The sequence below is a fragment of the Lujinxingia litoralis genome, from assembly GCF_003260125.1.
GTDB classification, from domain to species: domain Bacteria; phylum Myxococcota_A; class Bradymonadia; order Bradymonadales; family Bradymonadaceae; genus Lujinxingia; species Lujinxingia litoralis.
Genome location: NZ_QHKO01000002.1, coordinates 1 through 25,769 on the forward strand (window position 1 = coordinate 1; position 25,769 = coordinate 25,769).

The following is a 25,769-nucleotide window of genomic DNA, read 5'->3' on the forward strand; positions in this document are numbered from 1 at the left end:
GTCCCCCGGCGTATCCCACCGCGTCCCCCGGCGTATCCCACCGCGTCCCCCGGCGTATCCCACTTTATCCCTACGAGGAGGGGGGGGGCATCTCGACTGGGGAAAACTCGAGCAGATTAGGGCCGTATTGATGGCGTTGGATGCGACGAGACGGAGCTAATGGGACTGGTTCCCACCCGGCAGGCGCCCGGCGTTTTAGAGATCGCTCGGAGGGTGTCTTTAGGTGGGCTTTTTTGATGGCTTGCAGGTGTTAAGTGTTTGTTTTTTAAGGTTTTATTGTGGGTGTTTTGGGTGGGTTGGAATTGCCGATCGGCCCCGTTTTATGCGGGGGAGCGCGTCAAATACTTTTCTTGACGCTGGGGTGTGGCCCCCCTATAGTGCCGGCAGTGGGATGAATTCCCATCCGGTGGCACGAAGTGGTGGAGCAAAAGCTAGCCGGTAGCGCCAGGGAAGGCGCGACGGTCGTTGAGATGGGTTCCATGGATGGAGTGTGGTTGGTGATGGACGTCAGGTGTGTCGATGTTTCGAGGCCAGTACGAACATACGATGGACGGGAAGGGGCGTATCAGCGTTCCTGCTCGCTATCGCGATGTGCTGGCGGCGAACGACCTCACCGGAGAACACGCCGATCGCCTCATCTTGACGCGCACCTTCGAGCAGTGCCTGGTGGTCTATCCCATGGACAAGTGGTTGGCCTTCGAGGAGAAAGTGCGCTCGTTGCCTCAGTTCAACCCCAACGTCCAGCAGCTCAAACGGGTCTACATTGCCGGAGCCGTCGAGTGCTCGATCGATAGCCACGGTCGGCTCCTGGTGCCGCAGGCGATGCGCGACTTCGCGCAGCTCGATCGTGAGTGCGTCTGGGTCGGGCAGCTCGATACCGTGGAGTTGTGGTCGCGGGCCAAGTGGGAGGGTGCCGTGGAACAGGCACTCGAAGATCCCCAGGCGCTCTCCGCGGCGATGTCGGAGCTCGGTCTCTGAGGAATGTTTTTGTCTTAACGCTCAAGGATGAGCGGGCCGCGCACGGAGTTTTTGTGCGGTGAGACTCAGGGATGAGGCGGCCGGGAGCTTCAAGGATGAAGCTTCGTAAGAAGGGGCTTGTAAGAGCCTCTTGAGCGAGACGCCCAGGGAAGGGCGAACCATCCCGGCAGCAGTGAACGCCGCAGCGCTGGTGGAAGTTGAAGAGAAGTCAGAGAGGTCGCCAGTGTCACCAAACCCCTACGCCACCGAGTACCACGTCCCGATCATGGTCGAGGAGGTGCTTGAGAGCCTCGATGTAAAGCCGGGAGGCTTTTATGTCGATGGAACCGCCGGCGGCGGTGGGCACAGTGCTGCCATTCTTGATGCAAGCGCTCCTGACGGCCGAGTGTTGGCCATTGATCGCGATCCGGGGGCGTTGGCCACGGTGCGCGAGCGCCTGGCGGAGTCGGCCGGGGAGCGCCTGGAGCTGATTCAGGCAAACTACTCCGAGGCTGCCCGAATCGTCGCCGAGCGCGGCGAACGTGCCGATGGTTGGCTGGTCGACGCCGGAGTCAGCTCGTATCAGCTCGATGAGCCCTCGCGCGGCTTTAGCTTTCAGCAGGCCGGTCCGCTCGATATGCGCATGGGCAACGATGCCCCCACGCTGGCGGAGTACTTAGATGAGGTCTCGCAGGAGGAGCTGGCGCGGGTGATCAAGGTCTACGGTGAGCTGCGAGGCTCCTGGGGACTGGCCGGCGCGATCAAGGCGGCGCTGGGCCGCGGCGAACTCAAGGACACGCTCGATCTGGCGGAGCTTGTGGCGTCGAAACAGCGCCACAGTAAACGGAAAATTCATCCGGCGACGCTGGTCTTTCAGGCTCTGCGCATAGCGGTAAACCGCGAGCTCGAGCATCTTGAGGCCGCGGTACGGCAGATTCCCGAGGTGGTAAAGCCCGGGGGACGCGGGGTGTTTATGAGCTTTCATTCGCTCGAAGATCGCATCGTCAAACATACCTTCCGAGAACTGGCCGACCCCTGCGATTGCCCCCGTGATTTCCCCCGGTGCATGTGCGCGAAACAGCCGCTGGTGGAGGTGCTTACCCGCCAGTCGGTCGTCGCCAGCGACGACGAAGTTCAGGCAAACCCCCGAGCTCGTAGTGCTCGCCTTCGTGCGGTGCGTGTGCTCGATTCCCCTTCATCCCACGACGTGTCGTGATGAGGACCGTTATGAAGTCGATGATGTTGCGCGCGCTGCGCGATCTTGGCGAAGTTTGCAAAGTTCTGGTGGTGGTGGGCGTGCCCGGGGCGCTTTTGCTCTTTCATGTCTGGCAAGAGTACCAGATCACTCAGGCGGGCTACGCCATTGCCGAGGTAACACAGGAGCACCGCGACCTGCTGGAGGAGCATAAGCGTCTGACGGTCGAGGCGACGATGCACGGGCGGGCCGACCGCGTTGCGCTGACCGCCCGGGAGCAGTTCGGCCTGGAGCCGGCGCGCCCCGAGCAGATCATTGTACTCGACGTTCAGGGTGGTCCCGAAGAGCACGCCAGCCTCAACCCGGGGGCCGTGTTCACCCGTTGAACCGTCCCGACGATCCTCTGAGAGCGAACCGATGCATCACGTCGACGATCCGCGCGAACGACTCTGGCTGAAGACGCGCTTTTCGCTGGTCGCGGCGTTTTTTTCGCTGGGGTTTGTGGCTGTGGGGGCCCGCGTCTACTACCTGCAGACGGTCGAGTCCCGGGCGCTCCAGGAGCGCGCGGCGATCGAATGGAACGAAGAGGTCACCCGTCAGGCGCGGCGCGGTGATATCCTGGATCGAAACGGGGCCGAACTGGCGGTTTCGGTGGAAGTGCCCAGCATTCACGCCAACCCGCGAAAGATCGAGAATCCGGAGCTGGTCGCCCGCAGTCTGGCTCCTCATCTGAAGTTGAGTTTCGATACGCTCGTTGCTCGCTTGAGCCGTGACGCGAGTTTTGTGTGGTTGGAGAGGCAGACGAACCCCTCGGCGGCCGAGGCAATTCGCGAGCTGAAGCTCTCCGGGGTGCATATCACCAAGGAGTACAAGCGCTACTATCCTCTGCGCGAGATCGCCGGGCAGCTCATCGGTTTTGTGGGCATCGATGGCGAAGGTCTGGAAGGCCTGGAAAGGCAGCTTGATAGCACGCTGGCCGGCGGGACCTACCAGATGCGCGTGACGCGTGATGCCCAAGGTCGCGCGATGCTCCTGAGCGATGCGCCCAGCTTCGGAGAGTTCGAGGGCCACAGCGTACGTCTGACCATCGACGAGAAGATTCAGCGCGTGGCCGAGCAGGCTCTTGCAGAGCAAGTCACGGAGTTTGAGGCTAAAGGCGGCTGGGCGGTGGCGATGGACGTGCATACCGGCGATATCCTGGCGCTGGCCAATACGCCGAGCTTCGATCCCAACCGCTTCCGGGAACATGTCAGCGCCGATTGGCGCCTGCGGGCGGTCACCGACACTTTTGAGCCGGGCTCGGTGTTTAAGCCTTTTGTGCTCGCGGCGGCGCTGCAGGAGCAGGCGACCACGCTGGATAAGTCCTACGAGCTGGAGAACGGTCGTATGCAGATCGGGCGGAACTTCATCCGTGACACCAAGCGCCGCGAGTCGCTGACGTCTGCAGAAATTATGCAGGTCTCCAGCAATATTGGCTCCTACAAGATTGCTCAGGAGATCGGGCGCGATTTGCTCTATGACTACATCCGTGCTTTCGGGTTCGGGCAGCGTACCGACGTGGCGCTGCGCGGCGAGCAGGCCGGCCTGCTTCGACGGCCCGACAGCTGGGCGGAAATTACCTTTGCTAACATCTCCTTTGGCCATGGTCTGACCACGACGCCCTTGCAACTCGCCGCCGGCACTGCCGCGCTGGCCAATGGCGGTATGTTGATGAAGCCCCGCATCATCGATGCGGTGCTCAACCGTGACGGAGAGGTCGTGGAGCGTGAGGAGCCGACGCTGGTGCGGCGCGTGGTCTCCGAGGAGGCCGCCGCGCAGACTGCCTGGGCGATGTCGCTGGTCACCATCCCCGGCGGCACCGGCACAAGGGCCGCCATCCCCCATGTGACGGTGGCCGGGAAGACCGGTACCGCTCAGAAGGTCAACCCGGAGACGCGTCGCTACGATCCGGACCTGTGGATCGCCGGCTTTATGGGGTTTGCCCCGGCGGAGGAGCCGGACGTTGCCGTAGTGGTCTTTATCGATGAGCCCCAGAAGAGCCACTACGGTGGCAAGGTGGCCGGCCCGGCATTTGCTAAAATCACCGCGGAGGCCCTGCGCGTGCGCGGCGTGTTGCCCCTGGCCCCGGAAGATCGCTTCCAGCTCGAAGAGGAGCCGCCCGCCGCACTCGATACCCAGGTGGCACCGCCGGCGCCCGAGCATGTGGTGACATTGCCGACGATGCGAGTGCTTGATATCGCCGAAGATGAGGTCGCCCACGGTCAGTTGCCGAACTTCCAGGAGCTGACGTTGCGGCAGGCGGTGGATCGGGCCCGCGGGGTCGGTGTCGTGCCTGATATTAGCGGTTGGGGAAGAGTCGTTCATCAGGATCCCCCGGCCGGAACCCCCCTGGAAGAGGTGGCGCATCTGGAGCTTGCACTTGCGCCCGGAGGCAGGCATGGGATGCTGGCCAGGGAGCCCTCAACGGGCGGAAAGGACCAGGAGTGAGGCGAGCATCCATGCAGTTGAAAGATCTTTTAGAAGCATTGCACGAGCACGGCTTAAGGCTGGAGCGGGGGGGAGCCGAAGGGGAGATCTCCTCGGTGACTCAGGACTCCCGGCGCGTGCAGCCCGGGGCGCTCTTTGTGGCCGTCAGAGGCGCGAGCTTCGACGGCCACGTTTTTGTCGACGAGGCGTTGCACAAGGGGGCCGCTGCCGTTCTTGTCGACCGTGGCACAGAGCTTCCCTCGGCGGACGGCCGGGTGCTCTCCGTGCCGGATACCGGCGCGGTGCTCGGTCGGTTGGGCGCGGCGTTCTTTGGTAACCCCTCCCGCGAACTCGACGTGGTCGGGGTGACAGGTACCAATGGTAAAACCACGGTTTCGTACCTGGTGGAGGCCATCGCCCGGGCCGCCGGCCGAGAGGTCGGCGTGATCGGGACCATCAACAACCGGTGGAAGGGGCGCGAGGTCCCGACGGTCAACACGACCCCCGACGGTCTGGCGCTCCATGGTCGGCTGCGAGAGATGGCTGATGACGGTGTCGATCTGGTGGTGATGGAGATCTCCAGCCACGGTCTGGCGCTGGGGCGAGTGGACGGGGTCGCGGTCGATGTGGGGCTCTTCACCAACCTCACCCGGGATCACCTGGACTTTCATCAAACGATGGAGGCCTATCGCGACGCTAAACGAGCGCTCTTTACCCGAGTGTTGCCGGGCCGACAAAAGCGGCTCGGCCTTCGGGCGGTGGCGGTGATCAATCTCGACGATGATGAGGGGCGCGCCCTGAAGACGCTTCTCAGTGTGCATCCGGAGCTGGAAGTGGTCGGCTATGCGGCTGAAGCTGACGCCGCCGAGCTCCGGGCGACCCGGGTTCAGATGAGTGTCGAGGGCACGTCGCTCACCGTCGCAGGGCAGGGCGCGAACCTGGAGCTGGCGGTGGCCCTCCAGGGGGCGTTTAACGTCTCCAATGTCCTGGCTGCGGTGGGGGCAGCCCGCGCGCTGGGTATCCCCGATGAGGCGATTCGTCAGGGCCTGGCGGACCTTCCCGGGGTGCGCGGGCGATTGGAGCGGGTCTGCGGACCGCCGGGCTCGCCAGCGGTCTTTGTGGACTACGCGCACACGCCTGACGCGCTGGAGCGGGTGCTGGAAACCCTGCGCCCGGTGGTCACCGGGCGCCTGCACGTGGTCTTTGGATGCGGCGGAGACCGCGACCGCGACAAGCGCGCGCCGATGGGGCGGATCGCCTCGCAGTTGGCCGATCGCATCGTGATGACCTCGGACAACCCGCGCTCCGAAGAGCCTCTTGCCATCATTGAGGCGATTGCCGCCGGGGTGGTTGAGCGTCCCGGGCTTGAGGTGGATCAGGAGGTCAGCCGGGAGCGCGCCATCGCCCGCGCGATTGCGACCGCCGGCCCGGAAGATGCTCTGCTGATTGCCGGCAAGGGCCACGAAACTTATCAGGAGATCAACGGCAAACGCCGGGACTTCAATGACGTGGAGATCGCCGAACGCCTGCTGCGCGAGCGCTCCAAGCGAGAGCAGCAGGGGGAGGAATGAGCGGGTTGAGAATCAGCACCTGGTCCTTGCAGAAGATCGCATCGGCCTGCGGCGCGGAGCTTCGCCACGGACGGGATCTCCATATCAGCGGTGTGAACACCGACACGCGGACCATCACTTCGGGCAGTCTTTTTGTGGCCCTGCGTGGCGAGCGTTTCGACGGGCATCGCTTCCTCGATGCGGCCTTTGAGCGGGGAGCGTCCGCCGCCTTAGTCGATCGCCGGGGGGCTCCGGCGTCTACGACCCCCCAACCGCTCCTGGTCGTCGATGACACGTTGGCTGCGCTCACTCGCCTGGGCCATGCGCTGTGGCAGGAGGCCACGCGTGCGGGCATGAGCACCGTCGCGGTGACCGGCTCCAATGGCAAAACCACCACCAAAGAGCTCCTGGCTGCGCTGTGGTCGACCCGGGGCGAGGTGTGGGCCACACCCGGAAACTTAAACAATCACATCGGGGTTCCACTCACCCTCTGCGCGCTGCCCGAGAGCTGCGATCATCTCATCTGTGAGATGGGGGCGAACCACATCGGTGAGATTGCCGGGCTGATTCGACTGGCACCGGGCGACACTCGGGTGATTTCCTCCATTGGCGCGGCACATCTGGAGGGGTTTGGCTCGCTCGATGGTGTGCGCCAGGGAAAGTCCGAGATCTTCGAATGCGCCGATGCCGCCACTCACGCCATCCTGCCCTGTGCCGAAAAAGATAAGCTGATGCTTGAGGGTTTCGCCGGCGACCTGTGGACCTTCGGGGTGGAGGAGGGCGCCCGCGTGCGGGTTGTCACCTGCCATGAAGCTGCCGATGGAAACGCCGCGATGGATGTGGAACTTGAAGCTGATTCTCGCAAGTTGACGTTGTCGCTCCCGCTGCTCGGCATCCACAACGCTACGAATCTGGCCGCGGCGCTGGCCACGCTGGCCGCCCGACAGGTGGAGCTGGAGCCGAAGCAGCTCAACGAGGCGCTCGCCAGACTCCAGTTGCCCGGTGGCCGCTTTCGTCAGCTCGAGGTCGGCGGCGTCCACATCCTGGATGATGCCTACAACGCCAATCCCTCCAGCGTACGCGCTTCGGTCGAAGCGTTTGAGCGCTGGGCTCAGCGGCGCGGCTGCCCCTCGGCGTTCGCCATCATCGGAGAGCTTCGAGAGCTCGGCGAACACGCCGAGGGGGCGCACCGGGAGTTGGCCGCCTGGCTCGCCACACGAGACCAGCTCGGTGGTGTTGCCTTCGTCGGAACCTACGCCGAAGTGATGGCCCGGGCGTATTCCGAAGTTCAGCCAGAACATGAAGTGCGAGCCCACTCCCTGGTGGATGACGACCTGATCGCCTGGGTCGCCGGTCGCCAGGGCGCCGCCGTCTTGCTCAAAGGCAGCCGGGGCGCGCGCTTAGAAACCATCGTCGACGCACTCCAGCACGCTCCTCCGGCCTCCGCCCGGGGAAACTCTTCCAGCGAGGCTTAAGCCATGCTTTTCGAACTCTTCTTTTTGCTCAAAGACGACGTCTCGGGGCTCAACGTCTTCCGCTACGTCAGCTTCCGAGTGGTCGCGACGATGTTCACCTCGCTGATCATCAGCTTCCTGCTCTACCCGTGGTTTATTCGTAAACTTCAGGCCCAGCAGATAGGCCAGGTCATTCGCGATGACGGCCCGCAGTCCCACTTCAGTAAGGCCGGTACGCCGACCATGGGCGGGGTCCTGATTCTCTTTGCCGTGGTGATCTCCACACTGCTGTGGGCCGACCTCAAGAACCCCTATGTCGGAGTCGTGCTCGGGGTCACGGTGTGTTTTGCGGTCGTGGGATTCTTCGACGACTACATGAAGATTCGGGGGCGCTCCAGTGCGGGCTTAAGCGGGAAGGCGCGCCTGGCCATTGAGTTCGGCGTGGTGCTCTTGATGATGCTTTTGATGTTCAAAAGCGAGGCCTTCAGTTACTCGACCGAGCTCTACCTTCCCTTTGTCAGCACCGAGCGCTTTAGCCTGACCTTACCCCTGTGGGTCTATGTGCCCTTTGCCATGCTGGTCATCGTGGGCACGGCCAACGCCGTCAACCTCACCGACGGCCTGGACGGACTGGCCATCGGTCCGGTGATCATTGCCGCGGGTACCTTTCTGATCCTGGCCTGGAGCACCGCCACGGTGCTCCACACCACCGAGATCATTGACGGCGTGCAGGTGGTCTCCCGCTTTGACGTGGCTCGCTACCTGATGATTCCCAAGGTCGAAGGGGTCCAGGAGTTGGCCATTTTCTGTGCCGCCATCATCGGCGCCGGGGTGGGATTCTTGTGGTACAACTCCTTCCCGGCTCAGGTGTTCATGGGCGACGTGGGGAGCCTCTCGCTGGGAGGCGCGCTGGGAACCCTGGCGGTGGTCACCAAGCATGAGCTTCTCTCGACGATCATTTTTGGCATCTTTCTGGTCGAGGCGCTCAGCGTCATTACCCAGACCACCAGCTACAAACTCACCGGCAAGCGCGTCTTTCGCATGGCACCGATTCATCACCACTTCGAGATGAAAGGCTGGCCGGAGCCCAAGATTATTGTGCGCTTCTGGATCATCGCCATTATGCTCAGCCTGGTGGCCCTGATGAGCCTTAAGCTGCGCTGAACCACCTCCCCGGTACGTGCTTCACCGACGCCATAGGCCATGGAGGGCCCGTGAGCAGCGATCTTCTTTCCAACCTGACCCGCTCGGCCTCCCCATCGGGTCGAGACTCTGCTGATACCGCCGCGCGAAGCTGGGATATCTGGCTGCTCTTCTTTGTGGGGGCGCTGGTAACCTACGGGCTGGTGATGCTCTACTCGGCCAGCGCCGTGATGGCGTCTCAGCGTATGGCCGATCACTACGTGCTGCTGTGGAGCCAAACTCAACGCGTGGTGCTGGGCGTGGGCCTGCTGCTCTTTGCGCTGCAGCTCGACTACCGCTGGTACAAGCGCCTGGTCTATCCGATCCTTCTGGGCACCGTATTCCTCCTGGTGCTGGTCGCCATTCCCGGCATCGGGACCGTGCAGAACGGGGCTCGGCGCTGGTTTAGCCTGGGAGGGTTCTCGTTTCAGCCGGCTGAGGTCGCCAAGTTGGCCTCGGTGATCTTTATGGCCTACTCGGTGAGCAAGAAGGCCAAGCGGATGGGCTCGTTCACCATCGGGTTTTTGCCGCACCTGGTGATCATCGGCCTGATGGTCGGCCTGCTGATGTTGCAGCCCGACTTCGGGAGCTCGGTGATCCTCATCAGCATGATGATGCTCCTGCTCTTTGTCAGCGGCGCGCGTTTCTCGTACCTGCTGGTGATGACCCTCTGCGGGGCCGGGCTGGCCTACGTGGCGATCAGCAACAGCGAATACCGCATGAAGCGCATCCTGGCCTTCCTCGACCCCTGGAGCCATCGCCAGGATATCGGCTACCAGATCAGTGAGTCGCTCATCGCCATCGGCGCCAGCGGACTCTCGGGCCGGGGGCTGGGCAACGGGTCGGGTAAACTGGGCTACGTCCCCGAACTCTGGAACGATTTTATCGGCACGATCATCGCCGAAGAACTCGGGTTCTTCGGGGTTGTCTGCCTGTTGATGCTCTTTTTGGGGATGCTCTGGCGCGGCTACCGGGTGGCCTTTCACGCGGTGGATGCCTTTGGCATGTACCTGGCGTTTGGCATCACTTCGCTCTTTGCTTTGCAGGGCATGGCCAATCTCTTTGTCGTCACCGGCATGCTGCCCACCAAAGGTCTGACGCTGCCTTTTGTCTCCTTTGGCGGCACCTCCATGATCATCAGCCTCTTTGCGATCGGCATCGTGCTCAACATCTCCCGAAATGACGAGGACACCTGGGAGAGTGACCGCGATCGCCGGGCCTCCCAGCGCGAAGAGCGTCGCTGGGAACGAAAGCGCCGCAACATTCTCAAACGCCGTAAAGATCTTCGACAGTAACGCCGAACACCCACAGATGTTCCCCTTCCGAGAGTTGCCGCATGACAGAGCCTCAGTCCAATCCTCTTCACCTGGTCATTGCCGGGGGCGGCACCGGGGGGCACCTCTTCCCGGGCGTCGCCGTGGCCCAGGCCTTTGAGCGGCTCGCGCCGGGCTCCCGCGTGAGTTTTGTAGGCACGCAACGGGGGATTGAGGCCCGCGTGATTCCGCAACTGGGCTATCCGCTCCATCTGGTGGATGTGGTGGGGCTCAAGGGCAGCGGTCCGCTGGGGCTGTTGCGGGGCGTGGCTCGGCTGCCCGGCAGCGGGTTGCAGGCGCGGCGTATCGTCAAAGATCTCGCGCCCTCGGTGGTGGTCAGCGTCGGCGGCTACGCCGCCGGGCCGATTACCCTGGCCGCCGCGCTGGCCCGGGTCCCTACCGCGCTCATGGAGCAGAACGCGATTCCCGGCCTCACCAACAAGTTGCTCGCCAGGGTCGTGGACCACGCCTTCCTCACCTTTGAGGAGAGCGCTCAGTACCTGGGCCGCTTGCCGCATTCTGTGCCCGGAAATCCGGTGCGCGAGGAGCTCATCGAGTTGGCCAGCCGCTTTGACTACGAGGGGCCCTCACCCGAACGCCCCTTCCGCATCCTGGTGATCGGAGGAAGTGGCGGGGCCGGGAGCTTTAACGAGCATCTCCCCGAGTGGTTTACGAAGATGGGGGAGTTGCAGGGGCAACTCGCCGTGCGTCATCAGGCGGGGCGTGGCCGCGCTGAGGACGTTCGACCACGCTACGAGGGATTTCAGGGCCGGGCCGAGGTCGTGGAATTTATCGACGATATGGCCGAAGCCTACCGCTGGTGCGATCTGCTGATCTGCCGCGCTGGCGCCACCACCATCGCCGAGGTCCTGACCCTGGGGATCCCGGCGATCTACATTCCCTTTCCGAACGCCGCCGACGATCACCAGCGCTTCAACGCCCGCTCGGTGGTCGAGGCCGGTGCGGGCTTGATGCTCGAAGACCACGAGATCGCCTCCACGCGGGCGGTGAACCTGCTGGCCGGGTTGATGCGAAATCCCGAGTCGCTCTCCCGGCTTGCCGCGGGCGCGCGCGCCCAGGGGAAGGCGCAGGCGGCCGAGACGATCGCCCGCGCGTTGATTGAGATGTGCGGCTGATGAACCTGAAGTGGTGCTTTTGAAGTGTTACTTTTAAGGCAAGTTTTCAGGCCGGAGAACTCGCTTTATGGGGTGGAAAAATCCTAAAATTTCACTTCAGGTCGTTGATTTAAGTTGTTGAAATGGAAGGGGAATGTGTGTGGCAAAGAACGGGTTGCGAACCCGTTTTGGTCGTGTATTCTTAGGCACGTCTTCGCGGCGGATTTACAGTGTTTACGAACGGATAGGCGATCACGCTGAAAGAACAACGAACCATAGCGTGGTCACGCAGCGACGTTGTGCTCGAACGACGGCTGGAGCTCTTTGCTCAGCAAGCGTCCGTCAGTACGATGCGTGAAAGCGAACCCTTGCGGCGCCGTTCATCGCTGCGAATCGGTGGAGCTGCCTGGCGCTTTGTGGAAGTCGGCAGTTTTGACGACCTCGCGCTGCTGCTGGCGGCGGTTGGCGAAGACTGGCGCCGTCTTGTCTGGATCGGGCTGGGCAGCAATACGCTCTTTCCGGATGAAGGCATCAAGGGCGTGGTGGTTCGCCTGAGTGGGCAGCTGGCTGCCTGGCAGGTGGAGCAGGGGCACGCCAGGGTCGGAGCCGGAGCAGTCAACGCGCATCTGGTGCGTGGGCTGCTGCGGGATGGGTGGACGGGAGCTGAGTTCCTGTCACTTATCCCGGGCACGTTTGGCGGCGCGGTGGCGCTCAATGCGGGCACCCGGGAGAGAGAGCTCTCCGAAGTGCTGCAGAGCTGCGAGCTGGCTCGCGTCAACGAAGAGCAGGGCGTCTGGCACGTGGGTACGTTCCAGGCCTCGCAGCTGGACCTGAGCTACAGGCATGCCGGCCTTTCCGAAGGCGACCTGGTGCTCAGCGGAGTGGTTGCGGTGGAGCGCGGCGACGTCAACGAGGCGAAGTCACGGGTGCGGGAAGACAAGGAACGTCGAAATCGCACTCAGCCCTACCGTCTGGCGAGCGTCGGAAGCACCTTCGCAAACCCCGAAGGTGACTACGCCGGGCGCCTTATTGAGGCCGTCGGTCTCAAAGGTCATCGGATTGGCGGAGCCCAGATCAGTGAGCTTCACGCCAACTTTTTTATCAACGCCGAAGACGCCACTGCGGCGGATTTTGTCGCGTTGATGGCGCTGGCCCGGCACCGGGTCCGCGAACAGTTCGGAGTGGAGCTTCGGCCCGAAGTTCGCTTTGTGGGATTTGACGGCTGGGCGTGGCTAAACGAGCAGGAAGCATTGCTTAGGTGAACACGGATGTTCAGCGAGCTTGATACGACAATCTACCGGGGCAAGGCCGTCGGCATCGTTACCGGGGGCGATTCGCCAGAGCGCGAAATTAGCCTGAAGACGGGCGCGGCCTTTGAAGGGGCGTTACGCAACAAAGGCTACGACGTCACCGTCTACGACCTGGCCACCGATGCTGGGCGTCTCTTTGACGATGCCCCGGCGGCGGTGCTGATCGGTAGTCACGGCGGCCTTGGCGAGAACGGCGCGTTGCAGGGGCTGTTGGAATGCGCTGGTATTCCCTATGCCGGTAGTGGCGTGTTGGCGTCTGCTTTGGCCATGAACAAGGCCCGCGCCCGGCAGGCAGTGGCCGAAGAGGGCGTGCCGGTGGCTGCGGGTAAGGCATACTCTCGCGACCAGATTCAGGCGCTCAGTGACGCGGATGTGGTGTCCCGGATCGAAGATTCCGGCTTGAGCCTGCCGCTGGTTGTAAAACTCAATGACGCGGGAAGCAGCGTCGGAATCTACCTCTGCCACAGCAAGGCGGAGTTAGAGCGAGCCGTGCATGAGCTGCGCGCCGAGCTTAGCGCCGACCCGGCGTCGGCGCTGATGGTCGAATCGCTGATCGAAGGCCCGGAGTATACGGTCGGCTTTTTCGGCGACGTGTGCCTGGGCGCGATTGAGATCACCGCTGCGCAGACCTTTTACGACTTCGAAGCCAAGTATCGCAGCGACCAGACGATCTACTCGCCAATTGATGCGGGAGCGCTTTTTAATCGTCTGGAGGCGTTAGGGCGTCAGGCAGTCCAGGCCCTGGGATGTCGAGGGGTCTCCCGCGTCGATTTTAAGGGCGACGTGACCACGGCCCAGGGATGCTTCCTGGAAGTCAACACGATCCCCGGAATGACTGCCACCAGCCTGGTGCCCAAAATGGCGGCAGCCCGCGGGGTGGCATTTGATGACTTTGTAGAGTTGATGTTGGCCAGCGCACGTCTTGACCGGCAGCGTTGAGTCCTTTGGGGTGTTGTGGTTTTGGGCGCCGCGCACGGATGTGCGGCAGCTTTTCAGGGATGAGCAGTGTTTCAGAAGCGTGGAGATAATCGGCGAAAGCCGAGCCGCGAGCAGCGCCGCGCCAGCCGAAAAGAGACGGCTGTGCGATGGGTGCGCCGTGTGGGCACCACGCTGGGCGTGCTGCTTGTCGGGCTGGGGCTGCCGTATCTGGTGCTTCAGGGCTACACGCACACCATGACAAGTGAGTACTTTCAGGTGAATTACCTCGATGTCGAGGGCCTGGAGTACCTTGAGGAGCGCGTGCTTCTGGAGGCGGCCGAGCGAATCGCCGGGGAGAACATTCTTAACATCGATCCGCGCCGCCTGGAGAGCACGATGCGTGGGCTGCCTTTTGTGCGCTCCGTCACGGTGGAGCGGCGTCTGCCCGATCGCCTGCGAATCGCGATCGAAGAACACCGTCCGGCGGCAATCATCGTCGATGAAGGGCTGTGGTTGGCGGACGAGTCCGGCGAGGTGTTCCTGGCGATGGATAGCGCCCAGGCCCTTAAAGGGCTCTGGAACCTGCCGCTGGTAACCGGGGTGACCCGGGGAGAACTCGCCAGCGAGTCGGGGCGAGAGCGTCTGTTGGAAGCGCTCTCGGTGTGGGACCTCTACCATGCGATGGGCATGGAGAAGCAGCAGCGCCTGAGCGAACTTCATCTTGATGCCGGGCTGGGACTCTCGTTTGTCACCGAGGAAACCGGCACGGAAATTCGCCTGGGCTGGGGGCGCTGGGAAGAGCGTCTCCACCGGTTAAACGTCGTCCAGCGTTCGCTGATCCGGCGAGGGATGGATGCGGAGTATGTGCTTGTCGACCAAGAACGTGATTTGAATCGCGTCACAGTAGGGCCGCGCGCCGAGCCATGGATGCGCAACGAAGCCGGCCCTGCGGAGGTTCCGTAGCACGAGAAGTAGGGCAGGTCGTTTGGAGTTGGGTAGTTGAGCGTTTGTTGAAAGAAGTTTCTGGACTCGTGATGGTCGCTACGTGGGGTGGCGAGGGCACGGGGTTCGGGCCGAGACCAGGGAAGGTGCGGTATGGCAAATCGACGTAATGGCGAGATCATCGTGGGGCTTGATATCGGGACGACTAAGATCGCCTGTATCATCGGCGAGGTTACCGCTGAGGGGATCGACATCATCGGCATCGGGTCGCACCCGTCGAAGGGGATGCGCAAAGGTGTGGTGATCAACATCGACGCCACGATCAATTCGATCAAAAAGGCCGTCGAAGAAGCCGAGCTGATGGCCGGCTGTGAGGTCAACACCGTCTACGCGGGCATCGCGGGCGGGCACGTGCTGGGCTTCAACTCCCACGGCATCGTCGCGATCAAAGACAAAGAGGTGAAAGGGGGCGATCTGGAACGGGTGGTCGACGCAGCCCGCGCGGTGGCCATTCCCATGGATCGTCAACTCCTGCATGTGATCCCGCAGGAGTACATCATCGACGATCAGGATGGCATCCGGGAGCCCCTGGGAATGACCGGGGTACGCCTGGAGGCCAAGGTCCATATTGTCACGGCTTCGGTGACCAGCGCTCAAAACATCGTGAAGTGCGCCAGCGCCTGCGGGCTGAATGTGGCGGATATCGTGCTGGAGCAGCTCGCCAGCAGCGAGGCGGTGCTGGGAGCCGATGAGAAGGAACTCGGTGTGGCGGTGGTCGATATCGGTGGTGGTACCACGGACATCGCGATCTACAGCGGTGGCAGCCTGGTTCACACGGCAGTGCTCTCGGTCGGCGGTAACCACCTGACCAACGATATCGCCGTGGGGCTTCGCACGCCGATGGCTGAGGCCGAGCGTATTAAGCAGCGCTACGGGTGTGCGATGACCACGAAGGTCAGCGCCGAAGAGACCATTGAAGTGCCCTCGGTTGGGGGACGTCCTCCGCGGATCCTGAGCCGTCAGATCCTCAGCGAGATCATCGAGCCGCGGGTGGAGGAGATCTTTGCCTACGTCGCCCGCGAGATCAAAGAATCGGGCTGCGAAGATCTGATCGCCGGTGGCGTCGTGATCACCGGTGGAACCACCTTGCTCGATTGCATGCCGGAGCTTGCCGAAGAAGTGCTCGGACTGCCGGTGCGTCGCGGCGTTCCGCGTAACATCGGCGGGCTGGTCGACGTGGTGCGTAACCCCAAGTTCGCCACCGGCGTGGGCCTGGTGCAGTACGGCGCCAAGTCTCCGGAGCGCAATCTCTTCGGTGATCAGGAGGGCTCCATGTATCAGCGCCTGACCTCTCGGATGCGAGAGTGGATCGCCGAGATGTTCTGAGCGCCTCGCTCCGGCTTGCTGCAGGGCCGGGGCGGTGCTATCGTCGCGCCATGTCTCAGCTTTTAATTGAAACAAGGCGCGCGGCCGAGGCGTTGTCGACACCAGGCAGGAGGTGTGCTTTTCCAAGTCCCTCCTTGCGATGCGTACGCTTTGAGGCGTATCATCTGCGCCCGCCCTCGGGTGGGTGAGATGTTCAGTTCTGACTCAGGAGTCCAGGGAAAAGGTATGCTCGAGTTCGATGACGCCGATGTCTCAAGCGCGGCGAATATAAAAGTGATCGGCGTGGGTGGCGGGGGCGGAAACGCCATCAATACGATGATCACCGAGGGGATCTCCAATGTGGAGTTTATTGCGGCTAATACCGACCTCCAGGCGCTGGAAACCAACCTCGCCTCGGTGAAAATTCAGCTGGGGGGAGCGCTGACCAAGGGGCTGGGAGCGGGAGCCGATCCGGATGTCGGTCGCAACTCCGCGCTGGAGGATCAGACCCGAATTGCCGAGGTCCTCAAGGGCGCCGATATGGTGTTTGTGACGGCCGGCATGGGCGGCGGCACTGGCACCGGTGCGGCACCGATCATCGCGAGCATCGCGCGCGAACTCGGAGCGCTGACCGTCGGCGTGGTGACCAAGCCCTTCCAGTTCGAAGGCCGACGCCGTCGTCGCTCGGCCGATGAGGGCATTCGTAACCTCTCCAGTGCTGTCGATACGCTGATCACGATCCCCAACCAGCGTTTGCTGGCGATCGCCGGCGAACAGACCACGATCCTTGAAGCCTTTAAAAAGGCCGACGAGGTGTTGCTCTATGCGGTTCAGGGGATTTCCGACCTGATTACGGTGCGCGGTCTGGTGAACGTCGACTTTGCCGACGTGCGCACCATCATGACGGGCAAGGGCCTGGCGCTGATGGGGACCGGTCGCGCCTCCGGACCCACCCGGGCGCTGGAAGCTGCCGAGATGGCCATTTCCTCGCCGCTGCTTGAAGACGTCTCGATCGAGGGAGCCACGGGCATCCTGGTGAACATCACCGGTGGTGTCGATATGACCCTCAACGAGATCAACGACGCGATGAGCCTGATCGAGGGGGCCTCCCACGAAGAGGCCAACATCATCTTCGGTAACGTCATCGAAGAAGATATGCGCGATGAGCTGATGGTGACCGTGATCGCCACGGGCTTTGATAAGCCGCGCGCCCAGAGCTCGGATTACAGCGAGATGAGCCGTCGTCGTGAGACGGTCTCTCGCCACTCTCAGCCGGCTGCGGCCGCAGCGCCGGTGCGCCAGGCAGAGCCCTCGCGTCAGCCGGTCGAAGAGCCGCAGGTCGTGGAGAGCGTTCCCGCCCATCGCGGCGCGCCCGCTCAGCAATCGGCCGCGCGCTTTGATCGCGTCCCCACCGACACGGTCACCGAGCGTCGCGCTTCGTTCCTCCGCTCCAACACCGGGAGTCATTCGGTTCCCGGCGGGCTCAGTGCCATGGAAGAAGAGGAAATCGATACGCCGACCTTCCTTCGCAACTCCCGGCGCCGTAACGACTCCTGATCTAAGAGCGACGCGGTCGCTCCAAGCCCGCTCTCGCACAGGGAGCGGGCTTTTTTGTCTTCAGAGCTTCTTATGAACTTGATGAAACACGTCTCCGTCGTCTTGGTGGAGCCCCAGGACGACATCAACATCGGCAACGCCCTGCGGGCGTCTAAGAACTTCGGAGTCGAAGATCTTCGACTGGTCAATCCGGCCCATGCCGATCCTCGCCGCATTCTGATCAGCGCGCCGCGAGCCGACGAGAGCGTGGCGCGCCTGGGACGCTTTGAGTCGCTGGATGAGGCGCTTAAAGATAGCGTGATGACGGTGGGGCTGACCGCCCGGGCCCGCTCCGCGAACTGGCGCGTCGTGGATCCGGAGCAAGCCGCGATCGAACTCATTGACGAAGTGCAGAAGGGGCGTCGCGTCTCCATGATCTTCGGCCGTGAAGACAGCGGTCTTCCTAACAGCGCGCTCGATCGCTGTCAGGCCGTGGTCACCATCCCCACCAATCCCGAGTACAGCTCGATCAACCTGGGCCAGGCGGTGCTCTTGATGGTCTGGGAAGTGGCGCGCGCGGCCCGAAAAGCCGAGGCCGGTGCTCTGGAGGCGACCCCGGCCGCACCTCAGCTCTGGCATTCGGAGTTTGAGCCGGCGCCGCTGGCTGGATTGACCCGGATGTTCGAACAGGCCGAGGAGACGCTCAGGGCCGTGGAGTTCTTCAAGGCCAGCAGCAATGATCACATCATGCGTAGCTTGCGCTCGATGTTCCTCAGGGCTCGCCTGGACACCCGGGAGCTGGCCATTTGGCACGGGATCTTCAAAGAGGTCGTCGCCTACATTCGCCGCAAAGGGATCGAGCCCTGAGCGTTAGCGCTGGCGGCTCTCAGTCGGCGGAGAAGCAGTAGTCTTCATGGTCCTGGCCGCCATCGACGCAGCGATGCCCCTCACGGCAGTCCTCGTCGCTCTGGCAGCTCTTGAGGCAGAAGCTCAGGTGTCGGTCAAATGCCACGCAGGTGGAATCTTCCGGGCACTCACCCGGGCGGCAGTCGCGAATGGTGCAGATGCCCCCTTTGACCGAAAGATCACAGCGAGCGCCCGAAGGGCACTCATTATCCGACGCGCACTCCGAGCCGATTTGCGGCGCGCAGCCTACGGTGAGCAGTAGGGCGGCGGCAAACGCAATGGCGAGCGAGCGGGGCGCGAGGAAGATTCGTAGCATGGGGCAACGTTGTGGCTTGGGTGATGGGAGGCGCGAGGCGCCGGGGCTGGCAGAATGCCGGCTCCAGAGGTCGTTCTACCGCCGCATGGAGGCGCTGACAAGATGAAGCCAGCTCGGGCTCAGAAGACAAGGGGGATGCTGATCGGGGTGGGAGCCTCGGTGGCGGTAAACCTGCTTGCGGCGGGCGCGCTGGCGTTCGTGATCGCCGGGCCAACCCCTGACCCCGAAGACGAGCTGATGGAGGTGGTGCTGGAGCCCTGGGAGCCGGAGTTTGATCCAGAACGCCCCGCGCCTGAGCTTTCCGAGAATAGGCCGGAAGAGCAGGCCCGCGAGCGCGAGGCCGAACACGAACAACGCGAAGCGCCCGAAGAGCCGGCGCCGCCAGATCCTTTGCCGAGCGAGGAGGCGCTCGCCGAGGAGAGCGCGGCACAAGAGGAGCCGCCAGTAGAACCGGCGCCCGCTGCCATTGCCGTGGAGTTGCAGGTCACCCGGGAGAGCGAGGAGCCGGAGGACGCAGACTTCATCGCCGAAGTGGCGATGCGGGTCGATCAAGAGATGGTGGCGGCGGAGACAACGCTGGAGAACACGGAGCCGCCCGAGCCCGAAGATTCTGCCGAAGCGCCCGAGTCGGAGCCGGTGCCGGAGGCGCCAGAGATGCTGAGCAGTGCCAGTGATTGGACCGAGGACGATCTGGTCGGCGCAAGGGAAGATGAGGGGACACAGGATCAGGTGGCGGCCAGCGCGCACGAGGCGCCCGCTCCCGACCAGCTTTCACAGTCGTCGCAGGCCGCTCCCCAGAGCGAGCAGCCCGCGCCGGAGCCCACTCGCCCGCCGCCGGCCGCGGAGATGGCGATGGCGCTTCCTACTGAGCATCTTGAGGAGGCTCCTCTCGTTCCCGAACGCCTGGAGCAACCCGTCGAACTCGAAGGTAGAGATCCGAGCCCGGCCGAGTCGCAGGCGCCGGTAGACTCGCCGGACCCCTCAACGGGGCAGACCGAGGAGTCGCTGGGGCCGGCGCAACTCTTCGGACGGAGTATGCAGTCCTATCAAGAGGTCTTTGAACAACGCGACGCCGAGCGCGCCGACGAGATTGCGGAGGGGCGATCCGCTCAGCGCCGCCGCTTACTGGCGAACTGGCGAGGAGATAGCGAGCGTCTTCGCGCGACCCTGGAGAACTACATTCCCCATGTCCAGGTGGGAAACCACACCCAGGTCAACGCAGCGTCGGCGGCGCACGCCACGATGATCGCGCGGATGCATCGCCGCTACATCCACCCTCAGTGGGCGCTGAGTTTTGTGCAACGCATCGAAACCACGCTGCCTGGGCGGCATCCGCTCAATGATCTTAGCCTCTACACCCAGCTTGAGATCGTCATCGATGGGGAGAGCGGGGCGGTGGTGGATGTGATTCGCCTGCGGCCTTCGGGAAATGAGGTCTACGATGGTCAGGCCATCATGATCGCCTGGAGTATCGGCTCGCTTGCACCGGTCCCCGACGAGGTGATCAGTCCGGATGGCCGTGTCTACATCCACTGGGACTTTTATCGAAATCAGCGCCTCTGTGGGACCTTCGGTGCCAAGATCTTTCGACTCGCCGAGCGCGATCCGTGACTCCTGAAACACCGGTGTTCAGGCAGGGAAGGGCTTGACTTTCGGGGGGGGCGCACCTAGTGTCCCGCGCCGTACGCAGCCTCGGCGGACTCTCCATGGGTGGGTTGCCGCGGGAGTGTTCGCGTACCGGAGCATTCATATTTACTTTTGACCAAAGGAAAGCCCATGGCCCTGCATCCGGATCGCAAAGCTGAGATCATTGAAAAGTTCAAGCGTGATGAGAACGACACCGGGAGCCCCGAAGTTCAGGTGGCCCTGCTGACCACGCGCATCAACGATCTGCAACAGCACTTTGAGTCCCACAAGCATGACCACCACTCGCGCCGCGGCCTGCTCAAGCTGGTCGGCCAGCGTCGCCGTCTCCTTGCGTACCTTCGCAAGACCGACGTCAACCGCTACCGGGAGCTGATTCAGGCTCTTGGCCTGCGTAAGTAACGCGTTGTTGCCCCCGCTGAGATGGCTCAGCGGGGGTTTTTTCATCGACAAGCCCGAGTTGAAGAGACGATTCAGGGTGAGGACAACGACGAAGTTGGCGATAGGGTAGCCTGTAACTGGCCCCGTCAGCGCATGGTGGTGCTGGCGAGTCCTGTTACATGCTACGCAATCGCACCCTCCCAAAGTTGTTCGAGTCCCCCCGTTCCGGTGCTCTCGTCACTCTCAGAAGCAGGCTCAGCAAAGTCTGACGAGAGGCCGAGGTTCAGCCCGGATACAGGACTCTGCGGGCGTGTACCTATGTACTACCGCTTCTTCGGGGATCGGCCCCGTGGGCGGAGACAATGAAAGAGGAGATAGGAATGGCAATCATTCGTGAAGGCGCAAAATTTGGGGACCGCGAACTTATCATCGAGACCGGCCGGATGGCACGCCAGGCCAACGGCTCGGTGGTCGTACAGTACGGCGATTCGATGGTGCTGTGCACCGCTACCGCCGGTGGCGAGCGTCCCGACCTGTCTTTCTTCCCGCTGATGTGCGACTACGTCGAAAATATGTGGGCAGCCGGTACGATCCCTGGCGGGTACTTCAAGCGTGAAGGTAAGCCCAGCGATAAGGCCGTGCTCAGCAGCCGTCTTATCGACCGGCCCTGTCGTCCGCTCTTCCCCGATGGCTACATGAACAACACCCAGCTCATCGCCTGGGTGATCAGCGCTGATCGCGTGCATGATACCGACATTTTGGGGATCACCGGTGCTTCCACCGCGCTGATGATCAGCGATATTCCCTGGAACGGGCCGGTGGCCGGTGTACGTGTGGGGCTGGTGGACGGAAAGTTCATCGCTCACCCGAGCTTCGAAGAGCGTGAGCGGTCCTCGCTCGACCTGGTGATGGCCATCAGCCCCACCGCCGTGGTGATGGTCGAAGGCCTCGCCGACGAGGTGCCCGAAGATGTGATGGTGGAAGCGCTTGAGTTCGGCCGTGAGTCGGTCCAGGATGTGCTCGATCTTCAGATCAAGCTCGCCCGCGCCATCGGCAAAGAAAAAATGGTGGTCAAGCAGGTCCAGCGTGACGAAGCCATCGATAAGGCCGTGAAGAAGGCTGCCGGCACCAAGCTCAAAAAGGCCCTGGCCGTCGCCGACAAGCTCGAGCGTTACAAGGCGCTTGATGCCCTGAAAGATGAAATCGTGGCCAAACTCGAGGGAGACTTCCCCGAGAACCTGGGTGACGTGAAAGACGCGTTCGGCGACCTGAAAAAAGATGTCGTGCGCAAGGCTACCGTCAAAGACAAGATCCGCATCGACGGTCGTGGCCCCAAAGATATCCGCCAGATCACCTGCGAAGTTGGTGTCCTCCCCATGGCGCATGGCTCGGCGCTCTTCACCCGCGGTGAGACCCAGGCGCTGGTGACCACGACCCTGGGGACCGAGCGTGACGCGCAGCGTATTGATACGCTGGAAGGCGATGTGACCAAGAGCTTCATGCTGCACTACAACTTCCCGCCTTTCTGCGTGGGGGAAGCCAAGCCGCTTCGTGGCACCTCGCGCCGCGAAACCGGCCACGGCACGCTGGCCGAGCGTTCGGTGTCCGCGTCGTTGCCGAACCAGGAGAGCGAGTTCCCCTACACCATTCGCATCGTCAGCGATGTGTTGGAGTCCAACGGGTCGAGCTCCATGGCCAGCGTCTGCGGAGGTAGCCTCGCGCTGATGGACGCCGGGGTGCCGGTCAAGCACGCCACCGCGGGCATCGCCATGGGCCTGATCAAAGAGGGCGATGACCTGGTCATCCTCAGCGACATTCTCGGCGACGAAGATCACCTGGGTGATATGGACTTCAAGGTCTGCGGGACCGAAAAGGGCATCACTGGCTTCCAGCTCGATACCAAGATCGAGGGGCTTTCCAGCCAGACGATGGTCGATGCGCTGATGCAGGCAAAAGAAGGGCGTCTGCACATCCTTAACATCATGAACGAAGCGCTGAGCGCCCCGCGCAAGGACCTGGCGGCGACCGCTCCGCGGATCGTGACCATCCAGATCCCGACCTCCGAAATCGGCACGATCATCGGACCGGGCGGAAAGACCATTCGTGCCATCCAGGAGACCACCGGCACCACGGTCAACGTCAGCGACGATGGCACCGTGCGCATCGCCTCCTCCGGTCAGGCGGCCGCGCAGCAGGCCATCGAGATCATTGAGGGCCTGACCGAGAAGCCCGAGGTCGGCAAAATCTACCTGGGCACGGTCAAGACCGTGGTCGACTTCGGTGCCTTCATCGAGGTGCTTCCCGGCGTCGACGGCCTCTGTCACATCTCCGAGCTGACCGAAGGTCGTGTCGACAAGGTCGAAGACGTGCTTCGCGAAGGCGATGAATGCCTGGTCAAGGTCATTGCCGTCGACAGCCGCAGCGGTAAGATCAAGCTCAGCCGTCGTGAGGCCCTGGCCGAGCGTGGCGAAGACGCTGGCGAGTGACACGGTCTGATCGCTGAGTGACCTGGTGTCACTCGCCGCAATCGGACGCAAGATAGCCCGTGCCGACGCTGGTCGGCGCGGGCTTTTTGTTGGCCGGCATGGTGAATGAGTGGGGGCCTGGGGCGTCTATCCCGGGGGCTCAACTCGCCAGAGGTTGTTGGTCAGGGGGCTTATTTGGTAGCGTGAACCCGTCGACGTGGCTTGAGTTTCTACCGGTCACTGTCTCTTCTGAACCCTGGTGGAGGTCATCAATGCGAAAGTTCAACTTCCTGGCGATTCTGGCGCTGTTTATGCTCGCCATTTCCGCGCCGGCGAGTGCCGAAGACGGCATCGCCGCGATGCTTGGCGATATTGAGTGGGGGGATAGTCGTCAGGATGTGGTCGAGAAACTGCGTACCCAAATGCTGGCGGAGCTTCGCAACGACGAGCGTCTTCGAAACGATCGGGTCGCCATGCAGCGGGAGCGTCAGCGTGCACTCGATCGCGCTCGTGCCGTCGAGGACAGTCACACCCAGCTCCAGGGGGCTCGCACCGGCTATGAGGTGAGCATCATCGCCGGGGAGTTTAAGAAGGATAACCGTGAGGAGCTCTTGCGGGTCCGCGATGAGATGGCTCAGCGCTACTACCTCTTCGTCGATGGCAAGCTCTACCGGGTGGTCGTGGCCTACAATCGCGACTACGTGGCCAATGTTGGCTTTGAAACCTTCCTGTCGCAGGCCAGTCGCCGCTATGGTCGCCCCGTCTCCACCGACTACGGGGAGATCTTCGGCGAAGAGGTTCTTGTGAGAGCCCGCTGGGAGGATGGCAGCTCTGAGCTTCGCGTGGAGGATAAACGCGAGTTCTTCGGCACCTTTGCGATGGTGTTCAGTGACCGACAGATGATCTCGCAGCTGCGTTCCGCCAATCGCCTGGCAAGCTCCGAGGAGCAGGGGCAGGGGGAAGTCTCCGAGCGGGTTCGTGCGCTGCAGCGCTCTGAATCTGTGGACCGTCACGCCGGGGCGGTTGACTCATTGCTGGGCGGCGATACCACCGTGGATCTGTCGGCTGGTCGTCCGGACTACAGTGAAGAGGATGCCGCGGCAGCCGAGGCTCAGGCCAGGGCCGAGGCCGAAGCGCGCGCGGAGCGCGAACGTGAAGAAAGAAAGAAGAAAAAGAAGAAGAAAAAGCGTCGTCAGCCCCGCAACGATTTCAGCGATCTTGAAGCCGGTGGCGGTGACGATTTGATCATTTACTGAACAGACAACGAGGCGGCCTCCGGGCCGCCTCATAAGACCTGCTGAGGAGTAAGGCCGATGGTGATGTTTTGGAAAACTTCGGGTGGTGTCGCCTCGGCGGCCCGGTCGCTGACCGGGCCGCTTGTGTGTGCGGGCCTCGCAACGCTGATGCTGGCCGGTTGCGGTGGTGACGAAGATCCCTTTGCTCCGCTGGAGCCGGCCGCGCCGCTTTCGTTGGATGCGTCGCAGCTCGGCGTCGGGGTCCATCATGGCGATGCGCTGGCGATGGCGATCCAGCGTCCGATCTCCGTGGAGTTGGTCGAGCAGTCCATCAGCCACGGGATGCTCCGGGTGAAGTCGTACGATGAACTCTCCACGGTGGTCGGTGAGTACCACGCCCATTCGATTCCCGCCGAGTATGAGCCGCGAACCAGCGCGGATTTCCCGACCAACGGCACACCGGCCGGGCGCCTGGCACCGCGGACCAACGATCTCTACGAGGAGGTTGCCGCCGCCCGCGAGCGGGCCGACGTTGACGTATTCTCCGAGTTGAGCGTGGTGGTCGACTTCTGGCGGGAACGCGGCGACTGGGTGGTTCGCTGGGATGGGTTGCTTAACCAGGATACCAACATCGAAGGGAAGGGCACCTACGGGTTCACCCGCGAAGACATGGTCACGGACCTGCTCGACGATTTGGTCGAGGTTGCGCAGACCCACAAACCCCGCTGGATCATTGTGGGCGATGCCATGGATCGTTTCCTGGCCGGCCCGGAAGGGGAGCCCCTCTCGGAAGAAGAGTTCGAGGCGTTTGAAGACTTTTTTGTCCAGGCTGTCGACGCCATCAAGGAAGTCTCCCCGGATACCGGTGTTGCCGCGGGCTTTCACTGGGAGAACATCACCGGCCCCATCGCCGCGCGTTACACTGATGGCGACGTGAACGATCAGGCGATCGATAAAGCATTCGCCGAGGTTGTGCTCCCCTTTGTGAAGGCTGGTGATGCACTTGCGTTACGCAGCTACGCGAATCCCAACGATATGGTGGCGTCGCATTACCAGTACCTGCGCCGTGTTGAGTCGCTGCATGGGGTGAGTAAGCCGGTGATCGTGTACTCCGCCGGAAGCCCCATCACCACACAGACCGCCTACACGCAGCAGGCCAACTATTTTAACCGTCTGCTTGAGTACCTGGGCGGGGTCAATGTGGAACTCCTGGCCTGGGAGCGCCTTACCAATGTCGATGGCGTGGATACCACCGATCAGTCGGTTGTGGGGCGTTGTCGGGCGTTGTCGAACCCGGAAGGTCGTGTGGTTCAGATGGAACTCAGCCGATGTTTCGACGGTCTCTTCGCGCTGTTTATGCCCAAGGCAGTGATGGATCTTGTTGCTGCTCAGAGTGCCGAGTGAGACTTTGAACATCTGAGAACATTGCCGAAGGCCGCGCATGTGCGCGGCCTTCGGCGTGTTGGGAGGGTGTGGCGGTTGACGGATGCGTATCCGGCGCCAGGCAGCGTGCCAGCGC

21 protein-coding genes are annotated in these 25,769 nt (G+C 62.7%); 20 read left to right on the forward strand and 1 reads right to left on the reverse strand.

Annotation, left to right across the window (positions count from 1 at the left end; translation table 11 throughout):
- The first annotated feature begins 519 nt into the window (after positions 1-519).
- The 15 genes from mraZ to DL240_RS04825 all read left to right on the forward strand — a co-directional run bounded on the left by mraZ (position 520) and on the right by DL240_RS04825 (position 18,170).
- Positions 520-978 (forward strand): division/cell wall cluster transcriptional repressor MraZ, encoded by a 459-nt coding sequence (mraZ, locus tag DL240_RS04755; protein WP_233497050.1) that lies wholly within the window; start codon positions 520-522, stop codon positions 976-978.
- Between the two features lie 223 nt (positions 979-1,201).
- Positions 1,202-2,173, forward strand: coding sequence for a 16S rRNA (cytosine(1402)-N(4))-methyltransferase RsmH (gene rsmH, locus DL240_RS04760; RefSeq protein WP_430673504.1), 972 nt, complete (start codon positions 1,202-1,204; stop codon positions 2,171-2,173).
- Between the two features lie 11 nt (positions 2,174-2,184).
- The gene (locus DL240_RS04765; RefSeq protein ID WP_158542358.1) at positions 2,185-2,538 is read left to right on the forward strand and encodes a cell division protein FtsL; all 354 of its coding nucleotides are present in this window, start codon (positions 2,185-2,187) and stop codon (positions 2,536-2,538) included.
- A gap of 31 nt (positions 2,539-2,569) precedes the next feature.
- On the forward strand, positions 2,570-4,639 hold the full coding sequence (locus DL240_RS04770; RefSeq protein WP_111728736.1) for a penicillin-binding transpeptidase domain-containing protein: 2,070 nt from the start codon (positions 2,570-2,572) through the stop codon (positions 4,637-4,639).
- Between the two features lie 11 nt (positions 4,640-4,650).
- Positions 4,651-6,189: a UDP-N-acetylmuramoyl-L-alanyl-D-glutamate--2,6-diaminopimelate ligase gene (locus DL240_RS04775; RefSeq protein ID WP_111728737.1), complete on the forward strand. Its 1,539-nt coding sequence runs from the start codon at positions 4,651-4,653 to the stop codon at positions 6,187-6,189.
- Positions 6,186-7,643: a UDP-N-acetylmuramoyl-tripeptide--D-alanyl-D-alanine ligase gene (locus DL240_RS04780; RefSeq protein WP_111728738.1), complete on the forward strand. Its 1,458-nt coding sequence runs from the start codon at positions 6,186-6,188 to the stop codon at positions 7,641-7,643. Before DL240_RS04775 ends, DL240_RS04780 begins: the two co-directional genes overlap by 4 nt.
- A gap of 3 nt (positions 7,644-7,646) precedes the next feature.
- The gene (gene mraY, locus DL240_RS04785) at positions 7,647-8,786 is read left to right on the forward strand and encodes a phospho-N-acetylmuramoyl-pentapeptide-transferase (RefSeq protein WP_111728739.1); all 1,140 of its coding nucleotides are present in this window, start codon (positions 7,647-7,649) and stop codon (positions 8,784-8,786) included.
- Positions 8,787-8,836: 50 nt separating this feature from the next.
- Complete coding sequence (ftsW, locus tag DL240_RS04790) at positions 8,837-10,099, forward strand: putative lipid II flippase FtsW (RefSeq protein ID WP_199589741.1); 1,263 nt, start codon at positions 8,837-8,839, stop codon at positions 10,097-10,099.
- 41 nt (positions 10,100-10,140) lie between these two features.
- A complete protein-coding gene (murG, locus tag DL240_RS04795) occupies positions 10,141-11,253 on the forward strand; it encodes an undecaprenyldiphospho-muramoylpentapeptide beta-N-acetylglucosaminyltransferase (RefSeq protein ID WP_111728740.1) in 1,113 nt (370 codons plus the stop codon).
- A 278-nt stretch (positions 11,254-11,531) separates the two neighbouring features.
- Complete coding sequence (murB, locus tag DL240_RS04800; protein WP_111728741.1) at positions 11,532-12,494, forward strand: UDP-N-acetylmuramate dehydrogenase; 963 nt, start codon at positions 11,532-11,534, stop codon at positions 12,492-12,494.
- A gap of 6 nt (positions 12,495-12,500) precedes the next feature.
- Entirely contained in the window at positions 12,501-13,481 is a 981-nt protein-coding gene (locus DL240_RS04805; RefSeq protein WP_111728742.1) for a D-alanine--D-alanine ligase family protein, read from the forward strand.
- Positions 13,482-13,622: 141 nt separating this feature from the next.
- Positions 13,623-14,423, forward strand: coding sequence for a cell division protein FtsQ/DivIB (locus DL240_RS04810; RefSeq protein WP_146618106.1), 801 nt, complete (start codon positions 13,623-13,625; stop codon positions 14,421-14,423).
- A gap of 132 nt (positions 14,424-14,555) precedes the next feature.
- Positions 14,556-15,788, forward strand: coding sequence for a cell division protein FtsA (ftsA, locus tag DL240_RS04815; RefSeq protein ID WP_111728744.1), 1,233 nt, complete (start codon positions 14,556-14,558; stop codon positions 15,786-15,788).
- Between the two features lie 225 nt (positions 15,789-16,013).
- A complete protein-coding gene (ftsZ, locus tag DL240_RS04820; RefSeq protein WP_111728745.1) occupies positions 16,014-17,324 on the forward strand; it encodes a cell division protein FtsZ in 1,311 nt (436 codons plus the stop codon).
- A 72-nt stretch (positions 17,325-17,396) separates the two neighbouring features.
- A complete protein-coding gene (locus DL240_RS04825; RefSeq protein WP_111728746.1) occupies positions 17,397-18,170 on the forward strand; it encodes an RNA methyltransferase in 774 nt (257 codons plus the stop codon).
- 19 nt (positions 18,171-18,189) lie between these two features.
- Here the strand turns inward: DL240_RS04825 and DL240_RS04830 are convergent, their stop codons facing one another.
- Positions 18,190-18,525, reverse strand: coding sequence for a hypothetical protein (locus DL240_RS04830; RefSeq protein ID WP_111728747.1), 336 nt, complete (start codon positions 18,523-18,525; stop codon positions 18,190-18,192).
- Between the two features lie 102 nt (positions 18,526-18,627).
- Here DL240_RS04830 and DL240_RS04835 point away from each other — a divergent pair, with 102 nt between their 5' ends.
- From DL240_RS04835 to DL240_RS04855, 5 genes are all read left to right on the forward strand, one after another.
- A complete protein-coding gene (locus tag DL240_RS04835) occupies positions 18,628-20,136 on the forward strand; it encodes a prolipoprotein diacylglyceryl transferase (protein ID WP_146618107.1) in 1,509 nt (502 codons plus the stop codon).
- Between the two features lie 165 nt (positions 20,137-20,301).
- A complete protein-coding gene (rpsO, locus tag DL240_RS04840; protein WP_111728749.1) occupies positions 20,302-20,571 on the forward strand; it encodes a 30S ribosomal protein S15 in 270 nt (89 codons plus the stop codon).
- Between the two features lie 359 nt (positions 20,572-20,930).
- Entirely contained in the window at positions 20,931-23,036 is a 2,106-nt protein-coding gene (gene pnp / locus DL240_RS04845) for a polyribonucleotide nucleotidyltransferase (RefSeq protein ID WP_111728750.1), read from the forward strand.
- Positions 23,037-23,287: 251 nt separating this feature from the next.
- A complete protein-coding gene (locus tag DL240_RS04850) occupies positions 23,288-24,271 on the forward strand; it encodes a hypothetical protein (RefSeq protein WP_111728751.1) in 984 nt (327 codons plus the stop codon).
- A gap of 57 nt (positions 24,272-24,328) precedes the next feature.
- On the forward strand, positions 24,329-25,654 hold the full coding sequence (locus DL240_RS04855) for a hypothetical protein (RefSeq protein WP_111728752.1): 1,326 nt from the start codon (positions 24,329-24,331) through the stop codon (positions 25,652-25,654).
- Positions 25,655-25,769 lie beyond the last annotated feature (115 nt).